General features: G+C 64.3%; 26 protein-coding genes. 22 read left to right on the top strand and 4 right to left on the bottom strand.

The annotated features are described in order from the left end of the window. The first annotated feature begins 27 nt into the window (after nt 1–27). The 5 genes from HDG33_RS02755 (at nt 28) to ftsB (ending at nt 5,537) form a co-directional block, all read left to right on the top strand. A complete protein-coding gene (locus tag HDG33_RS02755; protein ID WP_184022399.1) occupies nt 28–831 on the top strand; it encodes an alpha/beta fold hydrolase in 804 nt (267 codons plus the stop codon). A gap of 142 nt (nt 832–973) precedes the next feature. Next, nucleotides 974–2,635 (top strand): CTP synthase, encoded by a 1,662-nt coding sequence (locus HDG33_RS02760; RefSeq protein ID WP_184022401.1) that lies wholly within the window; start codon nt 974–976, stop codon nt 2,633–2,635. Beyond that, on the top strand, nt 2,632–3,486 hold the full coding sequence (kdsA, locus tag HDG33_RS02765; protein ID WP_090800765.1) for a 3-deoxy-8-phosphooctulonate synthase: 855 nt from the start codon (nt 2,632–2,634) through the stop codon (nt 3,484–3,486). Before HDG33_RS02760 ends, kdsA begins: the two co-directional genes overlap by 4 nt. Before the next feature lie 215 nt (nt 3,487–3,701). After that, a complete protein-coding gene (gene eno, locus HDG33_RS02770) occupies nt 3,702–4,985 on the top strand; it encodes a phosphopyruvate hydratase (protein ID WP_176108207.1) in 1,284 nt (427 codons plus the stop codon). A 114-nt stretch (nt 4,986–5,099) separates the two neighbouring features. Continuing rightward, a complete protein-coding gene (gene ftsB, locus HDG33_RS02775) occupies nt 5,100–5,537 on the top strand; it encodes a cell division protein FtsB (RefSeq protein WP_184022403.1) in 438 nt (145 codons plus the stop codon). Nucleotides 5,538–5,632: 95 nt separating this feature from the next. Here the strand turns inward: ftsB and HDG33_RS02780 are convergent, their stop codons facing one another. From HDG33_RS02780 to HDG33_RS02790, 3 genes are all read right to left on the bottom strand, one after another. Then, nucleotides 5,633–5,995 carry a hypothetical protein gene (locus HDG33_RS02780; protein WP_184022405.1) on the bottom strand — a complete coding sequence of 121 codons (363 nt, stop codon included), beginning with the start codon at nt 5,993–5,995 and terminating at the stop codon, nt 5,633–5,635. A gap of 202 nt (nt 5,996–6,197) precedes the next feature. Further along, nucleotides 6,198–7,148, bottom strand: a complete 951-nt coding sequence (hslO, locus tag HDG33_RS02785; protein WP_184022407.1) for an Hsp33 family molecular chaperone HslO — start codon at nt 7,146–7,148, stop codon at nt 6,198–6,200. A 63-nt stretch (nt 7,149–7,211) separates the two neighbouring features. Then, nucleotides 7,212–7,736 (bottom strand): gamma carbonic anhydrase family protein, encoded by a 525-nt coding sequence (locus HDG33_RS02790; RefSeq protein WP_184004143.1) that lies wholly within the window; start codon nt 7,734–7,736, stop codon nt 7,212–7,214. 279 nt (nt 7,737–8,015) lie between these two features. Here HDG33_RS02790 and HDG33_RS02795 point away from each other — a divergent pair, with 279 nt between their 5' ends. The 10 genes from HDG33_RS02795 (at nt 8,016) to HDG33_RS02840 (ending at nt 17,194) form a co-directional block, all read left to right on the top strand. Continuing rightward, the gene (locus tag HDG33_RS02795) at nt 8,016–8,921 is read left to right on the top strand and encodes a ferritin-like domain-containing protein (protein WP_184022828.1); all 906 of its coding nucleotides are present in this window, start codon (nt 8,016–8,018) and stop codon (nt 8,919–8,921) included. Between the two features lie 69 nt (nt 8,922–8,990). Next, complete coding sequence (locus HDG33_RS02800) at nt 8,991–9,875, top strand: alpha/beta fold hydrolase (RefSeq protein ID WP_184022409.1); 885 nt, start codon at nt 8,991–8,993, stop codon at nt 9,873–9,875. Between the two features lie 178 nt (nt 9,876–10,053). Then, the gene (locus HDG33_RS02805) at nt 10,054–10,884 is read left to right on the top strand and encodes a 3',5'-nucleoside bisphosphate phosphatase (protein WP_184022413.1); all 831 of its coding nucleotides are present in this window, start codon (nt 10,054–10,056) and stop codon (nt 10,882–10,884) included. Between the two features lie 109 nt (nt 10,885–10,993). After that, nucleotides 10,994–11,629 carry an L-threonylcarbamoyladenylate synthase gene (locus HDG33_RS02810; protein ID WP_090800752.1) on the top strand — a complete coding sequence of 212 codons (636 nt, stop codon included), beginning with the start codon at nt 10,994–10,996 and terminating at the stop codon, nt 11,627–11,629. A 56-nt stretch (nt 11,630–11,685) separates the two neighbouring features. Then, entirely contained in the window at nt 11,686–12,348 is a 663-nt protein-coding gene (locus tag HDG33_RS02815) for a site-2 protease family protein (RefSeq protein ID WP_184022415.1), read from the top strand. Nucleotides 12,349–12,354: 6 nt separating this feature from the next. Continuing rightward, complete coding sequence (locus tag HDG33_RS02820; RefSeq protein ID WP_090800748.1) at nt 12,355–13,557, top strand: tryptophan--tRNA ligase; 1,203 nt, start codon at nt 12,355–12,357, stop codon at nt 13,555–13,557. A 28-nt stretch (nt 13,558–13,585) separates the two neighbouring features. Beyond that, complete coding sequence (locus HDG33_RS02825; protein ID WP_090800746.1) at nt 13,586–14,188, top strand: bifunctional 2-polyprenyl-6-hydroxyphenol methylase/3-demethylubiquinol 3-O-methyltransferase UbiG; 603 nt, start codon at nt 13,586–13,588, stop codon at nt 14,186–14,188. A gap of 43 nt (nt 14,189–14,231) precedes the next feature. Continuing rightward, nucleotides 14,232–15,149, top strand: a complete 918-nt coding sequence (gene dapA / locus HDG33_RS02830) for a 4-hydroxy-tetrahydrodipicolinate synthase (RefSeq protein WP_184004131.1) — start codon at nt 14,232–14,234, stop codon at nt 15,147–15,149. 123 nt (nt 15,150–15,272) lie between these two features. Continuing rightward, nucleotides 15,273–16,412, top strand: a complete 1,140-nt coding sequence (gene bamC, locus HDG33_RS02835; protein ID WP_184022417.1) for an outer membrane protein assembly factor BamC — start codon at nt 15,273–15,275, stop codon at nt 16,410–16,412. An 8-nt stretch (nt 16,413–16,420) separates the two neighbouring features. After that, nucleotides 16,421–17,194, top strand: a complete 774-nt coding sequence (locus HDG33_RS02840) for an MBL fold metallo-hydrolase (RefSeq protein WP_184022419.1) — start codon at nt 16,421–16,423, stop codon at nt 17,192–17,194. A 145-nt stretch (nt 17,195–17,339) separates the two neighbouring features. On the opposite strand, the gene HDG33_RS02845 is transcribed toward HDG33_RS02840, so the two are convergent. Continuing rightward, on the bottom strand, nt 17,340–18,038 hold the full coding sequence (locus tag HDG33_RS02845; RefSeq protein WP_018417558.1) for a Bax inhibitor-1/YccA family protein: 699 nt from the start codon (nt 18,036–18,038) through the stop codon (nt 17,340–17,342). Between the two features lie 268 nt (nt 18,039–18,306). On the opposite strand from HDG33_RS02845, the gene ndk reads away from it, so the two are divergent. The 7 genes from ndk (at nt 18,307) to bamB (ending at nt 26,131) form a co-directional block, all read left to right on the top strand. Beyond that, entirely contained in the window at nt 18,307–18,732 is a 426-nt protein-coding gene (gene ndk / locus HDG33_RS02850; RefSeq protein WP_184022421.1) for a nucleoside-diphosphate kinase, read from the top strand. Between the two features lie 210 nt (nt 18,733–18,942). Further along, nucleotides 18,943–20,094, top strand: coding sequence for a 23S rRNA (adenine(2503)-C(2))-methyltransferase RlmN (gene rlmN / locus HDG33_RS02855; RefSeq protein ID WP_184022423.1), 1,152 nt, complete (start codon nt 18,943–18,945; stop codon nt 20,092–20,094). Nucleotides 20,095–20,306: 212 nt separating this feature from the next. After that, nucleotides 20,307–21,446 (top strand): helix-turn-helix domain-containing protein, encoded by a 1,140-nt coding sequence (locus tag HDG33_RS02860; protein ID WP_184022425.1) that lies wholly within the window; start codon nt 20,307–20,309, stop codon nt 21,444–21,446. A gap of 85 nt (nt 21,447–21,531) precedes the next feature. After that, entirely contained in the window at nt 21,532–22,848 is a 1,317-nt protein-coding gene (gene ispG / locus HDG33_RS02865) for a flavodoxin-dependent (E)-4-hydroxy-3-methylbut-2-enyl-diphosphate synthase (RefSeq protein WP_184022427.1), read from the top strand. Between the two features lie 21 nt (nt 22,849–22,869). After that, nucleotides 22,870–24,210 (top strand): histidine--tRNA ligase, encoded by a 1,341-nt coding sequence (gene hisS, locus HDG33_RS02870; protein WP_184022430.1) that lies wholly within the window; start codon nt 22,870–22,872, stop codon nt 24,208–24,210. 66 nt (nt 24,211–24,276) lie between these two features. Then, complete coding sequence (locus HDG33_RS02875; protein WP_184022432.1) at nt 24,277–24,906, top strand: tetratricopeptide repeat protein; 630 nt, start codon at nt 24,277–24,279, stop codon at nt 24,904–24,906. A gap of 79 nt (nt 24,907–24,985) precedes the next feature. Next, the gene (gene bamB / locus HDG33_RS02880) at nt 24,986–26,131 is read left to right on the top strand and encodes an outer membrane protein assembly factor BamB (protein ID WP_184022433.1); all 1,146 of its coding nucleotides are present in this window, start codon (nt 24,986–24,988) and stop codon (nt 26,129–26,131) included. Nucleotides 26,132–26,184 lie beyond the last annotated feature (53 nt).

Here is a 26,184-nt window from a genome sequence, read left to right on the forward strand (position 1 = left end):
TAAAAAACACAACGGAGATCGCCGCAGTTGAAAAACATCATCCATTTCTCGCATGCGAACGGCTTTCCGGCCTCGACTTACCGGACGATCTTCGCCGAGCTCTCCGACGACTACGACGTGCGCTCGATCGAGCGGATCGGCCATGATCCGCGCTTTCCGGTCACGCAGGACTGGCCCCATCTGGTCGAGCAACTGCTTGACGATATCGCCCGCAAGTACGAGCAGCCGGTGTGGCTCGTCGGGCATTCGCTCGGCGGTTATCTGTCGCTGATGGCGGCGCTGAAAAAGCCGCAGTGGGTGAGGGGCGTCGTGATGCTCGACTCGCCGGTTATCGCCGGCTGGCGCAGCAGCATGCTGCGCGTGTCGCAATGGACCGGGCTCGACGAGCGGCTGTCGCCCGCCGCCGCGACGCGCAAGCGGCGCACGCAATGGACGAGCCGTGACGAAGCATGGCGGCACTTCCATTCGAAGCCCGCGTTCGCGCGCTGGGACGAGCGCATGCTGTCCGACTACATCGACTTCGGCATTCCGCAGAGTTCGCCCGACGGCACCCGGGTGCTCGCGTTCGATCGTCGCACCGAATACCAGATCTACCGGACGCTGCCGCATACGCTCGGCGCGCGGCTCGCGCGCGGCGCGCCGGTGCCGGTCGGGTTCATCGCCGGGACACGCTCGAAGGAAATCCGCCAGGCCGGGCTCGACGCGACGCGACGCGCGACCGGCGGGCATGTCGAGTGGATCGAGGGCAGCCATCTGTATCCGATGGAAAAGCCGATCGAAACCGCGCGCGCGGTGCAACGCATGCTGCGTGAGCTGGAGCGAACCGCCTGACGTGCTGCGCGCACGAAGCGGGCTCCAAACCGCTGCGCCGGCTGCCACGCGAGGCGGCCTCGGCACGCGTGGGTCGGCCGTTTTTTGCTGGGTCGGGACCATCCTTTACGGTATAATCCGTTTTTCCCGCGAGCATCCAGCGATGACCAAATATGTTTTCGTCACCGGCGGCGTAGTATCTTCCCTCGGCAAGGGTATTGCCGCCGCTTCCCTCGCCGCGATCCTCGAATCGCGCGGTCTTAAAGTCACCCTCCTCAAACTCGATCCCTACATCAACGTCGACCCCGGCACGATGAGCCCGTTTCAGCACGGCGAAGTGTTCGTGACGGAAGACGGAGCGGAAACCGACCTCGACCTCGGCCACTACGAGCGCTTCATCAGCACGAAGATGCGCAAGGCCAACAACTTCACCACGGGCCAGATTTACGAGTCGGTAATCCGCAAGGAACGCCGCGGCGATTATCTCGGCAAGACCGTGCAGGTCATCCCGCACATCACGAACGAAATCCAGGCATTCGTCGAGCGCGGCGCAGCGTCTGCGACGTGCGGCGAGCCGGATGTCGCGATCGTCGAAGTGGGTGGCACGGTGGGTGACATCGAATCGCTGCCGTTCCTCGAAGCCGCGCGCCAGATGAGCCTGCGCCTCGGCCGCAACAGCGCGTGCTTCGTGCACCTGACGCTGGTGCCCTGGGTCGCCACGGCCGGCGAACTCAAAACCAAGCCCACCCAGCACAGCGTGCAGAAGCTGCGCGAAATCGGCATTTCGCCGCACGTGCTGCTGTGCCGTGCCGACCGCCGCATTCCGGACGACGAGCGCGCGAAGATCTCGCTGTTCTCGAACGTGCCCGAAGATGCGGTGATTTCCGTGTGGGACGCGGACAGCATCTACAAGATTCCGCAGATGCTGCACGACCAGGGTCTCGACGCGATCATCTGCGAAGAGCTGAAGCTCACGCCGAAGGCGGCGGACCTGTCCATGTGGTCGGACCTCGTCGAGAAGCTGCAGAACCCGAAGCACGAAGTGACGATCGGCATGGTCGGCAAGTACGTCGATCTGACCGAGTCGTACAAGTCGCTGATCGAAGCGCTGCGTCATGCGTCGATGCATACGTCGACGCGCGTGAATATCGAGTACATCGACTCCGAAGAAATCGAAACGCAAGGCGTCGGGAGCCTCAAGCATCTCGATGCAGTGCTCGTGCCGGGCGGCTTCGGCCGTCGCGGCACCGAAGGCAAGATCGCCGCGATCCGTTATGCGCGCGAAGCGAAGGTGCCGTATCTCGGCATCTGCCTCGGCATGCAGCTCGCCGTGATCGAATTCGCCCGCGACGTCGTCGGCCTGAAGGACGCGAACAGCACCGAATTCGATCAGGAAACGAAGAACCGCGTGGTCGCGCTGATCACCGAGTGGTACGACCGCGAAGGCCGCGTCGAGAAGCGTACCGAAGAGTCGGATCTCGGAGGCACGATGCGCCTCGGCTCGCAGCGCTGCCCGATCAAGCCCGGCACGCTCGCCGAAGAGATCTACGGCACCGATGTGAACGAACGCCACCGTCACCGTTATGAGGTGAATAACCGTTTCGTGCCCCAGCTCGAAGGCGGTGGCCTCATCATTAGCGCCCGTACCCCGAGCGAGGATTTGCCGGAAATGATGGAGCTGCCGCGCAGCATGCACCCGTGGTTCGTCGGCGTCCAGTTCCACCCTGAATTCACGTCTACGCCGCGTGACGGTCATCCGCTGTTCAAGTCGTTCGTCGAAGCGGCGCTCGCGCATCAGCAGTCGAGGGTCGAGGAGAAAGCATGAAACTGGGCGATTTCGACGTCGGGCTCGACAAGCCGTTTTTCCTGATCGCCGGTACCTGTGTCGTCGAATCGGAACAGATGACGATCGACACGGCCGGCCGCCTGAAGGAAATCTGCGCGAAGCTGAACATTCCGTTCATCTACAAATCGTCGTACGACAAGGCCAATCGCAGCAGCGGCAAGTCGTTTCGCGGTCTGGGCATGGACGAAGGTCTGCGCATCCTGTCGGAAGTGAAGCGCCAGCTCGGTCTGCCGGTGCTGACCGACGTGCACGCCGAACACGAGATCGAGCAGGTTGCGTCGGTCGTCGACGTGCTGCAAACGCCCGCGTTCCTGTGCCGTCAGACCGACTTCATCCACGCGTGCGCGCGCTCGGGCAAGCCGGTCAACATCAAGAAGGGCCAATTTCTCGCGCCGCACGACATGAAGAACGTGATCGACAAGGCGCGCGACGCCGCGCGTGAAGCGGGTCTGTCCGAAGACCGTTTCATGGCGTGCGAGCGCGGCGTGTCGTTCGGCTATAACAACCTCGTGTCGGACATGCGTTCGCTCGCGATCATGCGCGAGACCAACGCGCCGGTCGTGTTCGACGCGACGCATTCGGTGCAGTTGCCGGGCGGTCAGGGCACGAGCTCGGGCGGCCAGCGCGAATTCGTGCCGGTGCTCGCGCGCGCCGCGGTCGCGGTCGGCGTCGCCGGTCTGTTCATGGAAACGCACCCGAATCCGGCGCAAGCGAAGTCGGACGGGCCGAACGCGGTGCCGCTCAATCGCATGGCGGACCTGCTCGAAACGCTCGTCACGCTCGACCGGGCCGTCAAGCGCGGGCCGTTCCTCGAAAGCGATTTCAACTGATTCAGGTGTGCGCCGCGTGTCACGATTGCCCTCGATAATCGACCCGCGGCGTTTTCGCATAATGGTCGTCGAACGTATCGGCGCGCGAGCTGTCTGTCGGGGAGACCGGCAGGCGCTTTGCATGGGACCGGAGTAGGCGCTAAAGCGCCAACTCCGGTTCGACAGCGCGATGCAAGGTCACAGTAAAGAATTCAACGTCATCCTTTGAGGAAACCATGAGTGCTATCGTAGACATCATCGGTCGAGAGATTCTCGATTCGCGAGGCAACCCCACCGTCGAATGCGACGTGCTGCTCGAGTCGGGCACGATGGGGCGCGCGGCCGTGCCGTCGGGCGCGTCGACCGGCTCGCGCGAAGCGATCGAACTGCGCGACGGCGAAGCCGGCCGCTACGGCGGCAAGGGTGTGCTGAAGGCCGTCGAGCACATCAACACGGAAATCTCCGAAGCGATCATGGGTCTCGACGCTTCCGAGCAGGCGTTCCTCGACAAGACGCTGCTCGAGCTCGACGGCACCGACAACAAGTCGCGCCTCGGCGCGAACGCGATGCTGGCCGTGTCGATGGCCGTCGCGAAGGCCGCGGCCGAGGAGGCCGGTCTGCCGCTGTACCGCTACTTCGGCGGCTCGGGCGCCATGCAACTGCCGGTGCCGATGATGAACATCGTCAACGGCGGCGCGCATGCGAACAACAGCCTGGACATCCAGGAATTCATGATCGTGCCGGTCAGCCAGCCGAGCTTCCGCGAAGCACTGCGCTGCGGCGCCGAAGTGTTCCACGCGCTGAAGAAGATCCTGTCGGACCGCGGCATGAGCACGGCAGTCGGCGACGAAGGCGGCTTCGCACCGAACTTCGGCAGCAACGAGGAATGCCTGTCCACTATTTTGCAAGCCATCGAGAAAGCAGGCTACCGCGCCGGTGAAGACGTGCTGCTCGCGCTCGACTGCGCGGCCAGCGAGTTCTACCACGACGGCAAGTACCAGCTCGCGGGCGAAGGCCTGCAGCTGTCGTCGACGGAATTCGCGGACTACCTCGCGAACCTCGCCGACAAGTTCCCGATCGTGTCGATCGAAGACGGCATGCACGAGGGCGACTGGGAAGGCTGGAAGACGCTGACCGACAAGCTCGGCGACAAGGTCCAGCTGGTCGGCGACGACCTGTTCGTGACGAACACGCGCATCCTGAAGGAAGGCATCGAGAAGGGCATCGCGAACTCGATCCTGATCAAGATCAACCAGATCGGCACGCTGACGGAAACCTTCGCGGCGATCGAAATGGCCAAGCGCGCGGGCTACACGGCGGTGATTTCGCACCGTTCGGGCGAAACTGAAGACTCGACGATCGCGGACATCGCCGTCGGTCTGAACGCCGGCCAGATCAAGACAGGTTCGCTGTCGCGTTCCGACCGCATCTCGAAGTACAACCAGCTGCTGCGTATCGAGGAAGATCTCGGCGATATCGCGAGCTACCCGGGCAAGTCGGCCTTCTACAATCTGCGCTAAGCGGTCTTCGCCAGATTGTTCACGCCGATCGATGAGCCGGTTATCCTTCGTTTCTGATTGACCTCGCCGCCCTGCGTATAGCGCAGGGCGGCGCGTATTTATTGTGCTTACTTCATGCGGCTTGTCACTGCTGTCCTGATCGTTCTGCTGGCGTTGATCCAGTACCCGCTCTGGTGGGGGCACGGCGGCTGGCTGCGCGTGCATGAGTTGCAGGGACAACTCGCGCAGCAACTGCAGAAGAATGCCGACGCGAAGCTGCGCAACGAGCGCATCCAGGGCGAAGTGCAGGACCTGCAGAATGGCACGGCCGCGGTCGAAGAGCGGGCGCGCTACGAAATGGGCATGGTCAAGGACGGCGAAGTGTTCGTGCAGTTCGTGTCGCCGAACCAGCCGGTGCCGTTGGCGAATACGCCGTCGGCGAACACCTCGACGCGCGGTGAGGTGTCGGCCGCGCCGCTGCATGTGGTGCCGAATCCGGAGTCGCGCGCGAAGCCGGATCGCAAGCATGGCGGGAAGGCAGCGGCTGCGAAGGAGAAGAAGCCGGTGCACTGAGGTTCGATATTTCGCATCGGCCTCGCAGGAAGGCGCAAAAAAAGCGCGGTTCATCTTGAACCGCGCTTTTTTGTTTTTATGCTGCCGTGTTCGCCCTACCAGCCCCAATACGGCCCGAACCCGACGCCGATCCCGGTTCCCCAGCCACGTCCCCAGCCGCCGCTCGAGAAGCCCGCGGAAAACCTCACGGGCGGCGAACGCGAGTAATAGCGCGACCAGGCTTGCGCGGCGGCGTCCGCGGCCATCGTCTGATTCTGTTCGAACATGACCTGTTGCTCGATCGCGTCATAGCGCGCGCGTTCCTCCGGTGTCAGCGTCTGCGTATGACTGATGGCTTCGGCCTGATCGGGCGGCAGACGGCTCAGAATCGGCGCTGGGCCAGGCGGATCGATCGAGCAGCCGGCCAGCACCGCGCTGCCCGTGAAGACGGCAAGGATCAACGAAAGCGTGTGCTTCATGGTCGAATCTCCATCGGTCCGAGGCTCGAGCAAGCGTCTTCCAACGCGCAGCGCCGCATGCATCCCTCCAAAGTATCAACGCCGCGCTCAAAAGCAACGCGCCGCCCGAGCCGTGACGAGGCATGGGGCGGCGCGGTCAAGACTTGCGTTGAAGAGCCCGATCAGTTCACGGGCACGTACTCCGCTTCGGCGAAAGCGCGGTCTAGTGCCGCTGCGCGGCCGCCGGCGTCACACCCTGTGAGAGTCCACCGGCCACGAAAAGTTGCGCGACGTCGACCGGGTCGAACTCGTAGCGCTGATTACAAAACTCGCAGTGAATCTCGACGTGGCCGCGTTCCTCGATCACGCTGTCGACTTCATCGCGGCCAAGCATCTTCAGCATCGCGCCGACTTTTTCGCGCGAGCACGTGCATTCGAAGCGCGTGGTAACCGGCTCGAAATGCTGGACGTTTTCCTGCCAGAACAGGCGTCGGAACACCGTCTCAGGTTCTTCCTTCAGCAGCTCGTCGTGCGACAGCGTGCCGCCGAGCGTGCACACGCGTTCCCACGTATCCGCGTCGAGCTCGCCCGGATGCGGGACGATGCCGCCGTCGCCCGGCAGTTTCTGCAGCAGCATGCCGACCGCGCGCTCGGTGTTCGCCGCGAGCCACATGCGCGTGTCGAGCTGCTCGGAGTGATGCATATAGTGCTCGAGCACCTCGGCGATCGACTTCAGCGCTCCGTCCACGCCCGACAGCGGCACGATACTCTGGTACGGCTGCTGGCCGGGCTGCTTGGCGGCCGGGTCGAGCGTGATCACGCAGCGGCCGTAGCCGCTCGCGTTCACCAGATCGATGAGCGAGGTCGTGTCGTCGATCGTATGGGCGGCTTCGCCGGACAGCTTCGCGGTGGCGCGCATCGTCAGGTTCGAGCTGCACTGGACGACCAGCATCTTGACCGGGCCATCGCCGAAAATCTGCATGACGAGCGTGCCATCGAACTTCAGGTTCGCCGACAGCAGCGCGCACGCGGCCATCATTTCGCCTAGAATCGTTCGCACGGGCGCCGGATAATCGCGGCGCGTCAGCACGTCCTGCCAGGTATTGCGCAGGGAAACGATCTCGCCGCGCACCGGCGCCGCGCTGAACATGAATTTTTGCAACTGGTCGCTCACAACTTTTCCTCGCTGGAATGACGCGGCATGACGCCGCGCCTTTGCGCACCGCGCGCCGGCCGTCTAGCCGATGCGTACGAGCTGCGCCTTGAAATACTCGCGGCGCCCGGCATAGCTTGCCGCGCCGCGCTGCATGTTGGCGATATCCGCTTCCGTCAGTTCGCGCACCGCCTTCGCGGGCGCGCCGAGGATCAGCGTATTGTCGGGAAACACCTTGCCCTCGGTGACGATGGCGCCCGCTCCGACCAGACAGTTGCGGCCGATCACCGCGCCATTCAAGACCACCGCCTGAATTCCGATCAACGCGCCTTCCTTGATCGTGCAGCCGTGCAGCATCGCCTGATGGCCGATCGTCACGTTCGACTCGACCGTCAGCGGATAGCCGGGGTCGGTGTGCAGCACCGCGCTTTCCTGCACGTTGCTGCCGGCGCCGATCGTGATCGGCTCGTTGTCGCCGCGCAGTGTCGCGCCGAACCACACGCTCGCGTTCTCCTCGAGCGTTACGTTGCCGATGATGTTCGCCGAATCCGCGACGAACACGCTTTCATGAATGATCGGGGCGGCTTCGCCCAGCTTGTAAATCGTCACAATGTCTCCTTGTTGGTCAGAGCCGGGCCTTCGGTGACTCCGATCCTGTGCACGATGATGGTCTGATCGGTTGCCACGCATGGGCGGGGCGGCGCGCAGCCGGCGCGGTGCGAGGTTGGCGGTCTTGCGTCGCCAACTGACGGGCGTGCCCGAAAGCGCGCCGGTTGGTCGAATCGGGTATTGTAAACGGTTGTGTGCTTGAGCCGCTTGACTGCTCGCGCGCGGCTCAGCCGCCGTCTGTCCGCCGTCTTTACCGCTTCCAACGCCGATCCGTTTGTCATGACGTCCGCCGCTTCGCCCGTTTCTGTCGCTTCTCGCGCATCGAATTCTTACGACGAGCCGCCGTGCGCGCGCCGCGCCGCGCTCGCCGCGTTGCGCGAGCGGGATCCGGCCGCGAAGGCCGCGGCGGCCCGCGAGTTGTACGCTGCGGTACTCGACGGTCGCGCGCTCTGTGACTCCGGCCTCGATCTCGCCGAGCCCGCTGGCCTGCCGGGCCGCCCCGAACGGCCCGAACTGGTCGAACCGCGCCAACTCGGTCGACGCAGCATGCAGTCGCCGCAGGGCCGCGCGGTGCTGCTCCACGCGCTCGCGCACATCGAGTTCAATGCGATCAATCTGGCGCTCGACGCCGTCTGGCGTTTCCCCGGCATGCCCGCCGGGTTCTATACCGACTGGCTCAAAGTCGCCGCCGAAGAGGCGTATCACTACTCGCTGCTCGCCGCGCGTCTCGCCGAATATGGCCACGCGTACGGCGACTTCCCGGCGCACGGCGGCCTATGGGACATGTGCGAGCGCACCCGTGGCGACGTGCTCGCGCGCATGGCGCTCGTGCCGCGTACGCTCGAAGCGCGCGGCCTCGACGCGTCGCCGCCGATCCGCGCGCGTCTGCAGCAGGCCGGCGATCACGCGTCGGCGGCGATTCTCGACGTGATCCTGCGCGATGAAATCGGCCACGTGCTGATCGGCAACCGCTGGTTTCGTCACCTGTGCGACGCGGACGGCCTCGATCCGCACCACACCTATCTGCGTCTCGCCGACCAGTATCACGCGCCGAAACTGCGTGGTCCGTTCAATTTCGAAGCGCGCCGCGACGCTGGTTTCGACGATGCCGAACTCGCCGCGCTCGCGAGTCAGGATGCGCAGCAAGCCATGCAGGCAACGGACGACCGAGCATCGCGTCAATAAACCGTTACCACTTCTTGCGCCGCTGTTCCTATAATCGAACGACCATTCTTTTTTACGGGTGCGCCGTTCATGAATACATCCCGCTCTGAGTTCGTTGCCGCGCGCGGCGTCCGGCTGCACGTGCGGCGCTGGGGCCATCCCGATGCGCGGATACTGTTCATGCTGCACGGCTGGATGGACGTCGGCGCGTCGTTCCAGTTCGTCGTCGATGCGCTCGGTGGCGACTGGCAGGTGATCGCGCCCGACATGCGCGGCTTCGGTCTGTCCGACTGGCCGGTCGCCGAGCGCGGCGGCGGCAGCTACTGGGTGCAGGACTATCTCGGCGATCTCGACGCGCTGATCGACCACTACGCGCCCGACGGCCAGGTGAACCTCGTCGGTCACAGCATGGGCGCGAACGTCGTGTGCCTGTATGCGGGCGTGCGGCCGCAGCGGGTACGGCGCGTGGTCGATCTGGAAGGCTTCGGGCTCGCGCCATCGCATTCGGCGCAGGCGCCGAAGCGCCTGCTCAATTGGCTCGACGAATTGCGCGATCCACCGCAGCTCAAGCGCTACGCATCACTCGACGAGGTCGCCGCGCGCCTGATCAAAACCAATCCGCGCCTCGTTCCGCGGCGTGCGCAGTTTCTCGCGCAGCACTGGTCGAAGCCGGATGGCGAAGGGCGCTTCATGCTGCTCGCCGATCCGGCGCACAAGGTCCGCGGCCCGACGCTGTATCGCCTCGACGAGGTGATGGCGGTGTGGCGTAAGGTCAGCGCGAAGGTGCTGCACGTCGAGGCCGCCGGCTCGCCGACGCTCGCGCAGATCGCCGGCGACATTCCGCTCGACGAATTCAAGGCGCGTTTCCAGGCGTTTCCCGATTGGCGCGAGAAGATCATCGACGGCGCGGGGCACATGGTGCATCACGACCAGCCGGAGCAGATCGCCGCGTTGATCGAGGGGTTCTGCACCTGACACCGCGCCTGAAGCTACGTTTGAAACGGCGCTCGTGGGTCGCCCGGAGGTCGCGGGATCGGCGCTGACTGGTCTTGACCTCGCGGCACGCCGGCAACCGGCACTGGCGTCGCGAGATACCCCTGCGGCCCCTTACTGCATTGCAGTAAAATGACCGCAGAACCCTTCCAGGACCACGATGAACGCCGATCTTCACTGCCACTCCACCGTTTCCGACGGCCAGTTCGCGCCGGCCGACGTCGCGCGCCGCGCGCACGCTAACGGCGTGACGCTGTGGGCGCTCACTGATCACGACGAAGTGGGCGGCCAGCACGAGGCGCGCACCGCGGCCGAGGCTCTCGGCATGGATTACCTGAGCGGCGTCGAGATTTCGGTCACGTGGGCGGGGCGCACCGTGCATATCGTCGGACTCGGTATCGATCCGGGCAGCCAGATCCTGATCGACGGTCTCGCCCGCACGCGCGACGGCCGCGCCGCGCGCGCCGAAGCAATCGGCGAGCAACTGGCCACGCTCGGCATTCCAGACGCGTACGAGGGCGCGCTGCATTACGTGTCGAATCCCGACATGATGTCGCGCACGCATTTCGCGCGCTTCCTGGTCGAGCACGGCCACTGCGCAAACACCCAGGAAGTGTTCGACCGCTATCTCGGCGACGGCAAGCCGGCTTACGTCGCGCACCGCTGGGCCAGGCTCGCCGACGCACTCGGCTGGATCCAGGCCGCGGGCGGCGTCGCGATCGTCGCGCATCCCGGTCGTTACGCATATTCGCAACTCGAATTCGACGCGTTCTTTGGCGAATTCATCGACCTCGGCGGCGAGGCGATCGAGGTCGTGACCGGCAGCCACACGCCCGACCAGTACCGCGAATATGCGGACGTCGCGCGTCGCTATGGCTTCGAGGCCTCGCGCGGTTCCGACTTCCATGCGCCTGGCGAAGGCCGCATGGAACTCGGTGCACTGCCGCCGCTACCCGCCGATCTGAAGCCCGTTTGGGAACGCTGGCTGTGACCGCGCGCCGGGCCGGAGCGGCACGGCGCGCGGGCTGGCTGGATGCGGCACGCGCTCTGCTCGCCGCAGCCCATCCGCCGCAGTTCGTCTGCCGCCATCGTGAGTCTCCATGTCCCAATACTTTCGGCTTCACCCCGACAATCCGCAACCGCGTCTCGTCAAGCAGGCCGTGCAGATCATCAACGGCGGCGGCGTGGTCGCCTTGCCGACCGATTCGACCTACGCGCTCGCCTGCCGTCTCGACGACAAGGATGCGGTCGAACGCCTGCGGCGCATCCGCGGACTCGACGAAAAGCAACTACTGTCGCTGCTCGTGCGTGATCTGTCGGAGCTCGCCAATTTTGCTATGGTGGACAACTGGCAGTACAGGCTGCTTAAGTCGGTGACCCCGGGTCCGTACGTGTTCGTGCTGCAGGCCACCAAGGAAGTGCCGCGGCGCGTGTCGCATCCGTCGCGCAAGACGATCGGCCTGCGCGTGCCGGATCACGCGATCACGCTCGCGATTCTCGAGGAGCTCGGCCAGCCGCTGCTCGGCTCGACACTGATCATGCCCGGCGAAACCGAGCCGCTGAACGACCCCGAGGAAATCCGCGCGCGGCTCGAAAAGCAGCTCGATCTGGTGATCGACGGCGGCGCGTGCGTGTGCGAGCCGTCCACCGTAATCGATCTGACCGGCTCGGAGCCGGTGCTGGTGCGGGCAGGGCGCGGCTCGCTCGCGCCGTTCGGTCTCGAGGAAACGGCGTGAGCGTCGTGAGCGAAAGCGGACAGACACGCGCGAGCGCATTGTTACAATAGCGAGCTATGGATTCTTCCCTGATACAAACCATTGCGGTGTACGCGCTGCCGGTGATCTTCGCGATTACGCTGCACGAGGCTGCGCATGGCTACGTCGCGCGCTGGCTCGGCGACAACACCGCGTACGTGCTCGGCCGCGTATCGCTGAACCCGATGCGGCACATCGATCCGCTCGGCACGATCGCCATTCCGCTGCTGCTGTACTTCGCGACGAGCGGCGCGTTCGTGTTCGGCTATGCGAAGCCGGTGCCGGTCGCGTTCGGCAGTCTGCGCAACCCGCGCTGGGGCAGCCTATGGGTCGCGGCGGCCGGGCCCGTGTGCAATTTCATCCAGGCGCTGTTCTGGGGCGTGTTCGGCGTTGCGCTCGCGGGGCTCAATGTCAACGAACCGTTTTTCACGCGCATGGCGGGCGCTGGCGTCGGCGTCAATCTCGTGCTCGGCGTGCTGAACCTGTTTCCGCTGCCGCCGCTCGATGGCGGCCGCGTGGTGATGGCCCTGTTGCCGCCGAAGCAATCGATCGCGTTGTCGAGGCTCGAGCCGTACGGCTTTTTCATCGTGATGGCGCTGGTGATGACGGGTACGCTCACGCGTTTCTGGTTGAGGCCACTCGTGACGCTCGGGTATAGCGCGATCACTGCAATTCTGACTCCACTTGTTTCGCTTTTCTAAATAACCATGTTCCCAGACCGTATCTTCTCCGGCATGCGGCCCACCGGGTCGTTGCACCTCGGCCACTATCACGGCGTGCTGAAAAACTGGGTGCGGCTGCAGTCCGAATACCCGTGCTTCTTCTGCGTGGTCGACTGGCACGCACTGACGACGCACTACGAAACGCCCGAAGTGATCGAAAAGAACGTGTGGGACGTGCTGATCGACTGGCTCGCTTCCGGCATCGATCCGGCGCAGGCGACGCTGTTCATCCAGAGCAAGGTGCCCGAGCATGCCGAGCTGGCGCTGCTGCTCGGCATGAGCACGCCGCTCGGCTGGCTCGAACGCGTGCCGACCTACAAGGAGCAGATGGAAAAGCTGAAGGACAAGGACCTGTCCACCTACGGCTTCCTCGGCTATCCGGTGCTGATGGCGGCGGACATTCTGCTGTATCGCGGCTCGCTCGTGCCGGTCGGTGAAGACCAGGTGCCGCACGTCGAGATGACGCGCGAAATCGCCCGTCGTTTCAACTACCTGTACGGCCGTGAGCCGGGCTTCGAGGAGAAGGCGAACGAAGCCGCGAAGAAGCTCGGCGGCAAGCGCTCGAAGCTGTATCACGAGTTGCGCAACGCGTATCAGCAGGAAGGCGACGACGAAGCGCTCGAACGCGCGCGGGCGATGCTGCAGGAATCGCAAAGCCTGTCGATGAGTGATCGCGAGCGCCTGTTCGGCTATCTCGAAGGTTCGCGCAAGATCATCCTCGTCGAGCCGCAGGCGATGCTGACCGAGGCGTCGCGCATGCCGGGTCTCGACGGCCAGAAGATGTCGAAGTCATACGGCAACACGATCGGCCTGCGCGAAGACGCGGAAACCATCACGAAGAAGGTCCGTACGATGCCGACCGACCCCGCGCGCGTGCGCCGCACCGATCCGGGCGATCCCGACAAGTGCCCGGTGTGGCAGTTGCATCAGGTCTATACCGACGAAGCGACCCACGAGTGGGTGCAGAAGGGCTGCCGCTCGGCAGGCATCGGTTGCCTCGATTGCAAGCAGCCGGTCGTCGAAGGGATTCTGCGCGAGCAGCAGCCGATGCTCGAGCGCGCGCAGAAGTACATGGACGACCCGTCGCTGTTGCGCGCGATCGTCGCCGATGGCTGCGACAAGGCACGCCGGTTCGCGACCGAAACGATGCGCGACGTCCGTGAGGCGATGGGGCTGTCGTACAACTGATGCGCACCCGACGCACCGCGGTGCAGCGATGAGCACGCCCGTTACCAGTGGCTTGCATGGCCTCGGTGAACCGTCGCGCTGGGTGCGTCACTGGGCGCACCTGATCGCGCCGGGCGGCGCGGTGCTCGACGTCGCGTCGGGGGCCGGGCGGCATGCGCGCTTTTTTGCGTCGCTCGGCCATCCGGTCACCGCGATCGATCGCGACGCGGCTGCTCTCGACCTGCTGCGCGACGCGCCGCTCGTCACACCTCTCGTGGCCGATCTCGAAGGCGCGACGTGGCCACTACCGGCCGATGCGGCGTTCGCCGCCGTCGTGGTCACCAACTACCTGCACCGGCCGCTTTTTCCGCAGTTGCTGCGCGCGCTCGCGCCCGGCGGCGTACTGGTTTACGAGACCTTCGCGCAAGGAAACGAAAGCGTCGGCAAACCCTCCAATCCGGCGTTTTTGCTCGCGCCTGGCGAGCTGCTCGACACCGTGCGGGGCCACCTGCGGGTGATCGCATTTCAGGACGGATTTCTCGCCGAGCCGCGTCCGGCCTACGTTCAGCGCATCTGCGCGGTTCGGGAAACGGCCCGGGCGCATGATCCTGCACGGGCAACAGCGCCACCTTGTTACGAGTTGGCTGGCTAATCCGCTACAATCGCGGTTTACCTGATCATATTCATGGCGTTTCATGACTAACGGCAACCACAGCGGTCACCAGGACGGCGTTCAGATCCGCGGCAGCATTCCTGCCATCATCACTCCGATGCTCGAAGACGGCAGCCTCGATCTGCCGGCGTTTCGCAAACTGATCGACTGGCACGTCGAGGAAGGCACGAATGCGCTCGTCGTGGTCGGCACGAGCGGCGAGTCGGCCACGCTGTCGGTCGAAGAACACGTGCTGATGGTCAAGACCGCGGTCGAGCACACCGCTGGACGCATTCCTGTCATCGCGGGCGCGGGTGCCAATTCCACCGCTGAGGCGATCGAACTCACGCAACACGCGAAGGACGTCGGCGCGGATGCCACGCTGCAGGTCGTGCCGTACTACAACAAGCCGACCCAGGAAGGCATCTACCGCCATTTCGCGAAGATCGCCGAAACCGTCGATCTGCCAGTGATTCTGTACAACGTGCCGGGCCGCACCGTCGCCGACATGAGCAACGAGACCATCCTGCGCTGCGCGCAGGTGCCGGGCATCGTCGGCGTGAAGGAGGCCACGGGCAACATCGACCGCGCCGCGCATCTGATCAAGTCGGCGCCGGCGCACTTCGGCATCTATAGCGGCGACGACCCCACCGCGATCGCGCTGATGCTGCTCGGCGGTCACGGCAATATTTCGGTCACCGCGAACGTCGCGCCGCGCGCAATGAGCGAACTGTGCAAGGCCGCGCTCGCCGCGGACGTGAAGACCGCACGCGACATTCATCTGAAACTCCTGTCACTGCACAAGTACCTGTTTGCCGAAGCGAATCCGATTCCGGCGAAGTGGGCGCTGCAGCAACTGGGGCGTGTGCAGGGCGGCATCCGCCTGCCGCTTACGCCGCTCGACGCGCAATACCACGAAGTGGTGCGCGGCGCGCTGCGCGAAGCGGGCCTGCTCGGCTGAACGGGCCGACCGTCCCGCCGCCCACGCAAGACCGCCACCGGCATTTCATTAACCGACGTCGCTTCAGCCCACGTTCCCGGCAGATCGAACGAGGCATCGCGTTCCAGCATCACGAAGGACCTCATGAAACGTTCCGCACTTTCCCTCCACGCAACCCGCATGGCGGCGCTGGCGCTTGCCCTGTCGACGCTCGCCGGCTGTGACACGCTGAACGACTGGTTCGCTTCCGACCGCGTCAACTACAAGGCGACCTCGAGCGCGCCGCCGCTCGCCGTGCCGAGCGATCTGAGCACGTCGCCGAACGACCAGCGCTATGTGGCACCGCCGGCCAATCTGGCGCTTGGTGGCACGCCGACGCGCGCTGTCACGGCGGCCGGCAACGCGACCGAAGGTCAGCCGAACGCGCAGGATCCGCTCGGCATGCATATCGAGCGCGACGGCGACCGTCGCTGGCTGGTGGTAGACGGCCGTTCCCCGGAGCAGCTCTGGCCGCAGCTGCAGGAGTTCTGGCAGGAAAACGGCTTCGTGCTGAAGACCGATGCGCCGGCCACCGGCATCATGACGACCGACTGGGCGGAAAACCGCGCGAACATTCCGGATGATTGGTTCCGCCGCACGATCGGCAAGGTCATCGACTTCGCTTATTCGTCGGGCACCCGCGACAGTTTCCGCACGCTGGTATCGCGCGGTCCGGACAGCGCGACCGATATCTCGATCACGCACAGCGCGATGGAAGAGGTGATGACCGGGCAGGACAAGACGTCTTCGCGCTGGGAAGAGCGTCCGCGTGATCCGGCGCTCGAGGCGCTGTTTCTCGCCAAGCTGATGCAGAAGTTCGGCCTGACTGAAGCACAATCGAAGCAGCTGCTGACCGACGCGCGCACCGCCGCCGCGCCGACCACGATCGAGCAGAACGCGGGTGCGTCGACGCTCGATCTGCAGGAGTCGTTCGACCGTGCCTGGCTGCGTGTGGGCCTCGCGCTCGATCGCACCAACTTTACGGTCGACAACCGCGATCGCGAGAAGGGCATCTACTACGTGCGCTACGCGGATTCGATGCAGGAACTGAAGAAGGAAGGCCTGTTCGGCAAACTGTTCTACAGCGGCAATTCGACGCGCAAGCCGGGCCAGGAATTCCTCGTCAACGTGCGCGCGAAGGGCGACGCAGTGACGCAGGTCGCGGTCGTCGACGCGAATGGGCAGATCGACACGTCGTCGGACGCGCAGCGCATCGTGTCGCTGCTGCACGCGCAACTGAACTAAGGCGGGTCGTGCGCTTCGCAAGTCTCGGCAGCGGCAGTGAAGGCAATGCGCTGCTGGTGGAGGCGCGCAGCGGTGCGGTCACCACGCGTGTGCTGCTCGATTGCGGTTTTTCCGCGCGCGAAGTCGAGCGGCGTCTGACGCGGCTCGGCGCGAGTGCCGAGCACCTCGACGCGATTCTGATTACGCATGAACATAGCGATCACATCGGCAGCGCATTGACGCTGGCGCGCAAGTGGTCGATTCCGCTGTACATGAGCTGGGGCACCGCGCGCGCGGTGGGCGCCGACGAAGCCGATGTTGACCTGCAGGTGCTGTGGGGCGACGAGGCGGTATCGATCGGAGAGCTCAGCGTTCTCCCTTATACCGTTCCGCACGACGCCCGCGAACCGCTCCAATACGTGTTCTCGAACGGCGCGAGCCGGCTTGGCGTGCTCACCGACGTGGGCACGTCCACGCCGCATATCAGCGCGGTGCTGAGTGGCTGCGACGCGCTCGTGCTCGAATGCAATCATGACGTGCAGATGCTCGCGGGCAGTCGCTATCCGCCGTTGCTGAAGGCGCGTATCGGCGGCAATCACGGGCATCTGAACAATCACGCGGCGGCCGAAATCCTGGCGTCGCTCGACCGCTCGCGCTTGCGGCATCTGGTCGCAGCGCATCTGAGCCAGCAGAACAATCTGCCGGAACTTGCGCAGGCGGCGCTGGCGGGCGTGCTTGACGCGGCTCCCACGGAGGTGGTGGTTGCGTCGCAGAGCGAAGGTTTCGCGTGGTTGACGGTGTGACTGTGGCGCCCGGTCGGCGTCCGGTCGCGCTGCACGCCATGCGCCGGGTGGTCAGGTAATGAAAAAGCCCATAACGAGCAATCGTTATGGGCTTCTAATTTGAGCGTCGAGTGCGGCGTGGGGCACGCCGCACGACCGGGCAAACTTAATTGCGGTTGCCGCCAAAAATGCCGAGCAGCGCAAGCAGATTGACGAACACGTTGTACAGATCCAGGTAGATCGCCAGCGTCGCCGTGATGTAATTCGTCTCGCCGCCGTTCACGACGCGCTGCACGTCGAACATGATGTAGGCGGAAAAGATCACGATTGCCATGACTGAAACCGTCAGCATCAGCGCCGGCAGTTGCAGGAACACGTTCGCGACCGAAGCCAGCAGGATCACGATCACGCCCATGAAGAGCCACTTGCCGAGGCCCGAGAAGTCGCGTTTGCTGACCGTGGCGATGGTCGCCATGGCCGCGAAGATCACACCGGTGCCACCAAAAGCGAGCATGATCAGCGACGGGCCGTTCGAGAAGCCGAGCACGAACGCGAGAATGCGCGACAGCATCAGCCCCATGAAGAACGTGAAGCCGAGCAGTACGAAGACGCCGACGGCGCTGTCCTTGGTGCGCTGGATCGCGAACATGAAGCCGAAGGCGATCGCGAAGAATGCCAGCATGCTCATGGCGGGGCTGGTGGCGGCGAACAGTGAGAAGCCGGTGGCAAGACCCACCCACGCGCCGAGCACGGTCGGAATCATGGACAGCGCGAGCAGCCAGTAGGTATTCCGTAGCACGCGGTTGCGTGTTTCGACCGTGCTGACCGCGCCGTTGCGGCCAAACATATACGGATGTTCGTTCATGATCTCTCCTTACCTCGGAAGCGTGTTTCGTGATGGTGATACGGCAATTTGCGAAGCGCCGGCGGGCGCACCGTTCATCCGTAAGATTAGCGCGGCAGCACGGAGTTTCAATACCTCCAGTCGCCCACATGGCCTACGCTACCAGTATTTCGCGCCCTTTGCTTTGATTCTTTCAATCATGTAAGGGTTCAATCGCAATGGTGCACGGGAGCATGCTACAATAGCGGATTCATTTGAATCTGTAACTTCTTAATTTTTTGGAGTTTTTATGGCGATCGAGCGCACCCTGTCGATTATCAAGCCGGACGCAGTGGCCAAGAACGTGATCGGCCAGATCTATACCCGTTTTGAAAACGCTGGTCTGAAGATCGTGGCATCGCGCATGGTTCATCTGTCGCGTGCTGACGCCGAGAAGTTCTACGCCGTGCACGCAGCACGTCCGTTCTTCAAGGACCTCGTCGAATTCATGATCTCGGGTCCGGTGGTCGTGCAGGCGCTGGAAGGCGAAAACGCGATCCTGAAATACCGTGATCTGATGGGTGCGACTGACCCGAAGAAGGCAGAAAAGGGCACGATCCGTGCCGACTTCGCGGACAGCATCGACGCCAACGCGGTGCACGGCTCGGACGCACCGGAAACGGCCGCGATTGAAATCGCATTCTTCTTCCCCCAAGTCAACGTCTACTCGCGTTGAGCGCCTCGCGCTGAGGTCAGGCACTGGCCTCGGTCGCAAGCCGTGTCCGCCTGGCGCGTTTCGTGCAGCCGAGTTGTTTTATCGCATGAATCGCGCGCGTTGCACGGCAAAGTAGTAAGGTAAAAGCAGCAGGAATGGGCGCGAACGGGCACGGCGTTCATGCAGCTTGTTGCATGAACGTAGTCTCGCAATGAAATGGCAGGATTCGATATGACGAGCAGTCCCTCCGTCAACCTTCTCGACCTCGACGCCCAAGGGCTCGTCGCCTATTGCGACAGCCTGGGCGAGAAACCGTTTCGCGCCAAGCAATTGCAGCGCTGGATTCATCAATACAACGCTGCCGACTTCGACGGCATGACCGATCTCGCGAAGTCCTTGCGCGAAAAGCTCAAAGGGCGCGCCGCGATCACGATGCCGGGCGTCGTCAGCGACCACGTTTCGTCGGACGGCACACGCAAGTGGCTGATCGACGTCGGAAACGGCAACGCCGTTGAAACCGTCTACATCCCCGAAGAAACGCGCGGCACGCTGTGTGTGTCGTCACAGGCTGGGTGTGCGGTCAACTGCCGGTTCTGCTCGACCGGCAAGCAGGGGTTCTCCCGCAATCTCACCACCGGCGAAATCATCGGCCAGTTGCGCATGGCTGAGTTTGCGCTGCGCGCGTCGCGTGGTGATGCCGGCGGCCGCGCGATGGGGGGCGACGGCAAGGGCGAGCGCGTCGTCACGAACGTCGTGATGATGGGGATGGGCGAGCCGATGCTCAATTACGACGCGGTCGTGCCGGCCATGCGCCTGATGCTCGACGACAATGCGTACGGCCTGTCGCGCCGGCGCGTCACGTTGTCCACTTCGGGCGTCGTACCGATGATGGACCGGCTCGGCGCGGATCTACCCGTGGCGCTCGCAGTGTCGCTGCATGCCTCGAACGACGCGCTGCGCGACGTGCTGGTGCCGCTCAACAAAAAGTATCCGCTGCGCGAGCTGATGGCGGCGTGCGAGCGCTATCTGAAAGTCGCGCCGCGAGATTTCATTACGTTCGAATACTGCATGCTCGATGGCGTGAACGACAGCGAGGCGCACGCGCGCGAGCTGCTCGCCGTCACGCGTAACGTGCCGTGCAAGTTCAATCTGATTCCGTTCAATCCGTTCCCCGAATCGGGCCTTATCCGTTCGAAGCCGGAACAGATCAAGCGGTTTGCGCAGGTGTTGATGGACGCTGGCGTGGTCACCACTGTGCGCAAGACCCGCGGCGACGATATCGATGCTGCCTGCGGTCAGCTGGCCGGCGCGGTGAAAGACCGCACGCGTCTTGCTGAGCGCACCGGGAAGGCGGCGAAGGTGATCGAGGTTCGCGCCGTGTAATCGCGAGGGGCGGCAGGGCGTCGGCGTTCGGCGGAAAGCACCGCGAGCGCAAAAATGCTCCCATGCCACCGGCGATTAAAAGAAAGTTTGCAGAATCGATCGGGAGCGGTACACAAAGCCGCACATTTTGTTATAAACGGTCTGCGATTTGGACGTGACGCTCGAGCCCGTCCGGTCGCACGATTAAAAGAATCGACGCGAAAGGATTTGGGATGAGTGAGCCGCAGCACCCGCAGCCGCACGAGACAGACACGAGCGATGGCCATCCGGCACCCGTTGCAAGGGCGGTGGTCCAGCCTGTCGTGCAGCCGGCCCTTGATTCGTTGGCAGCGGTTGGCGCGCGCTTGACCCAGTTGCGCGAGTCGAAAGGCTGGACTATCGAGGACGTGTCGGCGCGGCTGAAGGTGTCTGTCGTCAAGCTGAGCGCGCTCGAGGCGGGCGACGTCAGCCATCTGCCGGACACGACGTTCGCACTCGGCGTCGTGCGCAGCTACGCGAAAATGCTGGGCGCCGATCCGGCGCCTTTTACGGCGGCGCTGCGTCGCGAGAAGGGCGTGCCGGCGCCGAATCTGTCGATGCCGGCGTCATCGGGCAAGGATCTGCCGCGCGGCAAGGTTTCGCTGTCGCTCGGCGACAGCGGGCATAAGAGCCGTTCGTGGCTGTGGGGCATTGCGGCGATCGTCGTCGCGGTCATCGCACTCGGGATGTGGCGCACTAACGGCGGTGATTCGTCCGCGTGGCTCGCGCGCCTGAAGGCAAGCGCGAATAGTTCGACTATCAGCGACACGGCGGCTTCGGGCGCGGTCGCTCAGGGTCCGGCGACGGCGGCGGAAGGGGCATCGGCGCCGGATGCGGCGGCCACGGCTGACAACGCGGCAAGCGCTGATAATGCGGTGTCTGCGTCGGCAACGCCGATGCCGGCTCCGCTTGCCACTGGCACCGCGCCGGGCTCGGCCCCGGCAGCGAATACAGCGGCAACGCCGGCACCGACGGCCGCGGCACCGAAGGCCGGCTCGCAGGCTCAGGCACAGGCCGCCATGGAGAGCGCAAATGCACCGGCGGTCGTGGCGAACGCGTCGGCACCGGCGGTCACGCCAGCGCTCGGCGAGGCGGTCGTCGCGCTGCGCGTGACGCAGGACAGCTGGTTCAGCGTGCGTGACAAGAACGGCAAGGAACTGTTCTCCGGCCTCGTGCATGCCGGGGATCCGAAGGAAGTGACGGGTGTCGGTCCGTTCAAGGTCACGGTCGGCAACAAGGCGGGTCTCGAGTCGGTGACGCTCGACGGCCAGCCGGTCGATCCGTCGAAATATGCGACAGCCAAGGGCAACGTGGCGCGCTTTGCGCTGCCTTGACAGATACGGTACGCGCCGCGGTCAACCGGTCCGCGGCGCTTTTTCAATTCAGGCGCTGCGTTTTTGCATAGCGCGTGCGGCGTAAATGGGTTTTTCGATGCAAACCGAAGCTCAATCCCAATCCTGTAGCAAGATCGTTTCAGACGAGCCGGTGTTCGGCGGCCCCGCGATGCGGCGCAAGTCGCATGCGGTCAACGTCCGCTGGGGCGGCCAGCTCGTGACCGTCGGCGGCGATGCGCCGGTGCGCGTGCAGTCGATGACCAACACCGACACCGCCGACGTGATCGGTACCGCTATCCAGATCAAGGAACTGGCGCAAGCCGGGTCCGAACTGGTGCGTATCACCGTGAATACGCCGGAAGCGGCGGCGGCCGTTCCGGCGGTCCGCGAGCAACTCGACCGCATGGGCGTGATGGTGCCGCTCGTCGGCGACTTCCATTACAACGGCCACCTGCTGCTGCGCGACTATCCGGGCTGCGCGGAATCGCTGTCGAAGTACCGGATCAATCCGGGCAACGTCGGGCACGGCGCGAAGCGCGACACGCAGTTCGCGCAGATGATCGAGACGGCGGTCAAATACGACAAGGCGGTGCGCATCGGCGTGAACTGGGGCAGCCTCGACCAGGACCTGCTCGCGAAGATGATGGACGAAAACGGCTCGCGCGCCACTCCGTGGGAAGCGCAAAGCGTGATGTACGAAGCGCTGATCCAGTCGGCGATCGGCTCGGCGGAACGTGCGGTCGAACTCGGCCTCGGGCGCGACCAGATCATCCTGTCGTGCAAGGTCAGCGGCGTGCAGGATCTGATTGCCGTGTACCGCGAACTCGCGCGCCGTTGCGATTTCGCGCTGCATCTTGGCCTGACCGAAGCGGGCATGGGCTCGAAGGGCATCGTCGCGTCAACCGCGGCGCTGTCGGTTCTGCTGCAGCAGGGCATCGGCGATACGATCCGTATTTCGCTGACGCCGGAACCGGGCGCGTCGCGCACAGGCGAAGTGATCGTCGGTCAGGAAATTCTGCAGACCATGGGCCTCCGGTCGTTCACGCCGATGGTGATCGCGTGCCCCGGCTGCGGCCGCACCACGAGCACGCTGTTCCAGGAACTCGCGTCGCAGATCCAGACCTATCTGCGTCAGCAGATGCCGGTGTGGCGCGACCAGTATCCCGGCGTCGAGCAGATGCACGTCGCGGTGATGGGCTGCATCGTCAATGGTCCGGGCGAATCGAAGCAGGCGAATATCGGCATCAGCCTGCCGGGCTCGGGCGAGAATCCGGCCGCGCCGGTGTTCATCGACGGCGAAAAGGTGAAGACGCTGCGCGGCGAGCACATCGCGCAAGAATTCCAGCAAATCGTGAGCGACTACGTCGAGCGCCGCTATGGCCGCGCCGACGCGCTCAACTAAAAACCGGCTATCGAAACACAGATGACTGAACAGAAGAAAAAGCTCGAGAAGCTGTCTGGCGTGAAGGGCATGAACGACATCCTTCCGCAGGAAGCCGGGCTCTGGGAATTTTTCGAAACCACCGTCAAGTCGATGCTGCGTTCGTACGGATACCAGAATATCCGCACGCCGATCGTCGAGCATACGCAGCTGTTCACACGCGGTATCGGCGAAGTGACCGACATCGTCGAAAAAGAGATGTACAGCTTCACCGACGCACTGAACGGCGAAAACCTGACGATGCGCCCGGAAAACACGGCGGCCGTGGTGCGCGCGTCGATCGAACACAACATGCTGTACGATGGCCCGAAGCGTCTGTGGTATATCGGTCCGATGTTCCGTCACGAGCGTCCGCAGCGCGGCCGTTATCGCCAGTTCCACCAGGTCGGTGTCGAGGCGCTCGGTTTCGCGGGTCCGGATGCGGATGCGGAAATCATCATGATGTGCCAGCGTCTGTGGGACGACCTCGGCCTGACTGGCATCAAGCTCGAAATCAACTCGTTGGGCCTCGCTGAAGAGCGCGCCGCGCATCGTGTCGAACTGATCGCGTATCTCGAAAAGCACATAGACGTGCTCGACGAAGACGCGAAGCGCCGTCTCTATACGAACCCGCTGCGCGTGCTCGATACGAAGAATCCTGCGCTGCAGGAAGTTGCGCGGAACGCGCCGAAGCTGATCGATTTTCTTGGGGAAGAATCGCGCGCGCACTTCGAAGCTCTGCAGCGTCTGCTGAAGGCGAACAACCTTCCGTTCACGATCAATCCGCGTCTCGTGCGCGGTCTCGATTACTACAATCTGACCGTGTTCGAGTGGGTGACCGACAAACTCGGCGCGCAAGGCACGGTCGCGGCGGGCGGCCGCTACGATCCGCTGATCGAACAGCTCGGCGGCAAGCCGACGGCTGCGTGCGGCTGGGCGATGGGCGTCGAGCGGATTCTCGAGCTGCTGAAGGAAGAACAGCTCGTGCCGGAAGACGAAGGTTGCGACGTGTACGTGGTCCATCAGGGCGACACCGCGCGCGAGCAGGCGTTCATCATCGCCGAGCGTCTGCGCGATACCGGTCTCGACGTGATCCTGCATTGCAGCGCGGACGGTCAGTCGGCAAGCTTCAAGTCGCAGATGAAGCGCGCCGACGCGAGCGGCGCCGCGTTCGCGGTCGTGCTCGGCGAAGATGAGATCGCCAACGGCACGGTCGGCGTGAAACCGCTGCGCGATACGCAAGCCCACGGCGGTAAGAACGAGCAACAGAACGTGCCCGCCGAAGACTTGACCGAATATCTAATCAATGCGATGGTTGCATCCGCCGAAGACGGCGACGACTGATCGCGATGTCGTTGGGCCGGCTGGCTCGACACGCACACGTAGCAAGAATGAGGAAATCGCCGGGCGATGAGTTACCACGACGAACAAGAATCGATTGAAAGTCTGAAGGCATGGTGGACGCAGTGGGGCAATGCGACCACGTGGATCGTGCTGGTGGTGTTGCTGGCAGGCGCGAGCTGGAACGGCTGGAATTTCTGGCAGCGTCGTCAGGCCGCGGAAGCCGCGGTGCTGTATGACCAGGCTCAGCAAGCCGCGGCATCGGGCGATAAGGCGCAGATTGCGCGCGTCGCCGCCGACATGGAAGACAAGTTCGGCCGCACTGCCTACGCGCAGATGACTGCGCTGGGCGCCGCCAAGGCGCTGTACGCCGCTGGCGACGAAGCCGGCGCGAAAGCGCAGCTGCAATGGACGATCGATCACGCGAAGGACGACGAGTTCAAGCAGATCGCGAAGCTGCGCATGGCATCGCTGCTGCTCGACGACAAGGCATACGACCAGGGCCTCGCGCTCCTGGCCGAGCCACAATCCGATGCCTTCAAGGGCGTCGTGGCGGACCGCCGCGGCGACCTGCTCGCCGCCCAGGGCAAGCGCGACGACGCGCGCGCGGCCTACAAGCTGGCGCTCGACTCGCTGTCGAACAGCGACAGTTCGGCGCGCCAGCTGATCCAGTTCAAGCTGGATGCGCTTGGCGGCTGAGCGTCCCGCGCGGCGCGCCGCGAGCCACGACCGCAAGGCGGTCTCCTTTAATCCAATTTCCTGAATGCTTCGTCCACCGATGAATCTGCTGAAACGTTACGCCGTGCCCGTTATCTGTGCGATGACCATTCTCACGCTGGCGGCTTGCTCATCCACGAAAGACGAGCGCCGTGTGCCGACGCCGCTCACCGAGTTCAAACCCGTGCTCGACGTGCAGCAGTCCTGGTCGGCGAGCGTCGGCAAGGCGGGCCGCTACCTGTTCTCGCCGGTTGCGGTCGGCAATGCCGTGTACGCTGCCGGCACGAATGGCACGGTTGCCAAGATCGACGCGCAAACGGGCAAGGACGTGTGGCGCGTCAAGTTGCACGATGATCTGTCGGCGGGCGTCGGCAGCGATGGCACGCTCACCGCGGTCGGTGGCTTGAAGGGCGACGTGTACGTGCTAGGCGCGGACGGCAAGCAGCTGTGGACCGCGAAGGCGCCGGGCGAGCTCATTACGCCGCCGCTCGTCGGCAACGGCCTCGTGATCGTGCGCACGATCGACGGCCAGATCGTCGCGTTCAACGCGCAAACCGGCGAGCAGAAGTGGAACTTCCGCAACCGCGCCGTGCCGCTGAACCTGCGCGTGTCGTCGGGCATGACGTTCGCAGGTGACGCGGCCGTGCTGGCCGGCTTCCCGGGCGGCTCGTTCGCCGCGATCAACTTGCAGACGGGCGACGCCTACTGGCAGACGCCGGTGTCGTATCCGAAGGGGGTGACCGAGGTCGAGCGTATCAACGACGTGACCGGCCCGCCCACGCTGGTGGGTTCGGAAACCTGCGCCGTGACGTTCCAGGGCCAGATTGGCTGTTTCGACGCCAATTCGGGCCGCGCGCTGTGGGGCAAGCCGTTCTCGAGCACGACCGGCCTCGCGCAGGATGAGCGCAGCGTGGTCGCCGCCGACGACTGGTCGGTCGTGTCCGCATTCGACGTGAACAACGGCTCGGTACTGTGGAAGAACGACACGCTGAAGAACCGCGACCTGAGCGTGCCGACGCTGCTCGGCCGCGCGGCCGTGTTCGGCGACTACAAGGGCTTCGTGCATTTCCTGTCGACCGTCGACGGCACGCTCGTCGCACGAGTGAAGACCGACGGCAGCGCGATTACCGCGGCGCCGGTGCTGGCTGGCGACACGCTGGTCGTACAGACGCGCGACGGCGGCCTGTTCGGCTATCGTCCGCGCTGATCGCGATAGATGATGTCAGGCGCGCAGGCCGGCTTTGCCGGCCGCGCGCTTTT

The sequence above is a fragment of the Paraburkholderia sp. Cpub6 genome, assembly GCF_014201065.1.
GTDB classification, from domain to species: domain Bacteria; phylum Pseudomonadota; class Gammaproteobacteria; order Burkholderiales; family Burkholderiaceae; genus Paraburkholderia; species Paraburkholderia tuberum.